Source organism: Okeania sp. SIO2B9 (assembly GCF_010672505.1).
Taxonomy (GTDB): Bacteria; Cyanobacteriota; Cyanobacteriia; order Cyanobacteriales; family Microcoleaceae; genus Okeania; species Okeania hirsuta.
The window spans coordinates 1-1,448 of sequence record NZ_JAAHGK010001602.1 but is presented as its reverse complement, the minus strand read 5'-3'; the positions used below and the strand labels follow the sequence as shown (position 1 = coordinate 1,448).

General features: G+C 32.2%; 3 protein-coding genes. All 3 read right to left on the bottom strand.

Annotation, left to right across the window (positions count from 1 at the left end; translation table 11 throughout):
- Positions 1 to 193: alpha/beta fold hydrolase (locus F6K13_RS33015; protein WP_375340695.1), on the bottom strand; the 193-nt coding region annotated here is incomplete at its 3' end.
- A gap of 66 nt (positions 194 to 259) precedes the next feature.
- Positions 260 to 715, bottom strand: coding sequence for a DUF29 domain-containing protein (locus tag F6K13_RS33010; protein WP_124147008.1), 456 nt, complete (start codon positions 713 to 715; stop codon positions 260 to 262).
- A 31-nt stretch (positions 716 to 746) separates the two neighbouring features.
- On the bottom strand, positions 747 to 1,448 hold a 702-nt coding region (locus F6K13_RS33005), incomplete at its 5' end, for an alpha/beta fold hydrolase (RefSeq protein WP_287289904.1).

The window sequence follows — 1,448 nt, the reverse complement described above, 5'->3', positions numbered from 1 at the left end:
TCGATTCACCAAAACCTAAAAAATCCATAGCAATAACTAACTTTTCTTCTTTAATAAATCTTGGCATTAATTCTCGATATTCATCGCTACTTTTTATATTTTGATGTAGCAAAATTAGTGGTTCACCTTCACCACCAATTCGATAATGTATTTGACCGTCTTCTGTATCTAAAAAGGCTCTCTTTATTTTCATAATTTTAATTTCTCCTCATCTACATTTTTGTCTAAAAAAATTAACAGTAACTTATGATTATTCTTGTCAATTTTCTGGTAATCTTTGCATTAAATCTGCAAAAGTATAAGGACATTGATCGGGAAGGTCTAACTTATATTCACTTAAAACTAATCTTTTAGCTCTTTCGTACTCTTTATCTATATCTACTTTGTTTAACAGAGTTTTAGTTAGTCTTCTCTCAATTTCATCTTGAAAGTTGTTAATTTCAGTTTGCCAGTGGTTTCGAGGATAAATATTAGAGGAATAGTCTAGTTTAAGTTTGTGTTCAATTAACCTTTTGATAAAACTACTGACAGCATGAATTTGTTCTTTTCCCAAGTCTTCTATTTCCTCTTTTAAATTGTTCCAATCAAGAGCTTTTAGATCGTGATCGTTTAATGCTTGAGCTTGTTTAATAGTCCACTCCACAAAGTCAGTTTCATAGAGATTAGTCATTTTTGTTATTTCATGGGTTTCTGTAGTCTCGTCAATAGAACTCATAAGTTAAACTCCTAATAGGTTACTTTTTCCTTTAACAGTTATCTAAAAAATCAATAACAACTCTAGATATTTCTTCAGCCATTTGATTAATCATACAAATGGTTCCCCCTTCAACTTCAAAAGCTTGACTATGGGGAATTGCTTCAGATAACCAACCTTGATTTTCTGCTTTTGCTAAACCATATTTTTCAATAGGTTCTAATGCTTTAGCTCCTGTACAAACTAAGGTCGGACATTGAATAAGTTTAAACCTTTCTTGGGCAGAAACACAATATTTACTAACTGCTAAACCAGTATAAATAGGTCTACCAAAAGTTTTTAAATCATCAATAAGACAACGGTGATTTAATTCTGCTTCCAGATAGTTACTCCGCGTTAACCATCTTTCCATGAGGTGAGAACCATCTTCTTTTATGGTAAATCCTTGCCTATACCTTTCGCCAATTTTTTCTGCTTCTTCTGCATCAAAACCATGAACATTACAAAGAATTAATTTATTCAGGCGATCGCTATAAGATACGGCAACTTCTCCAGCAATATAACCCCCTGTTAAACTGCCCAAAATGCTACATTTTTGAATCCCTAATTCATCTAACAATAAAATAACAGTTTTAGCATAGTCTGCAATAGAATATTCTCTAGGAGGTTTATCCGAATTTCCTAACCCCATTAAGTCCATAGCAATAACACGATATTTAGGGGCTAAAATTGCCATTAACTCTTTAAATTCATC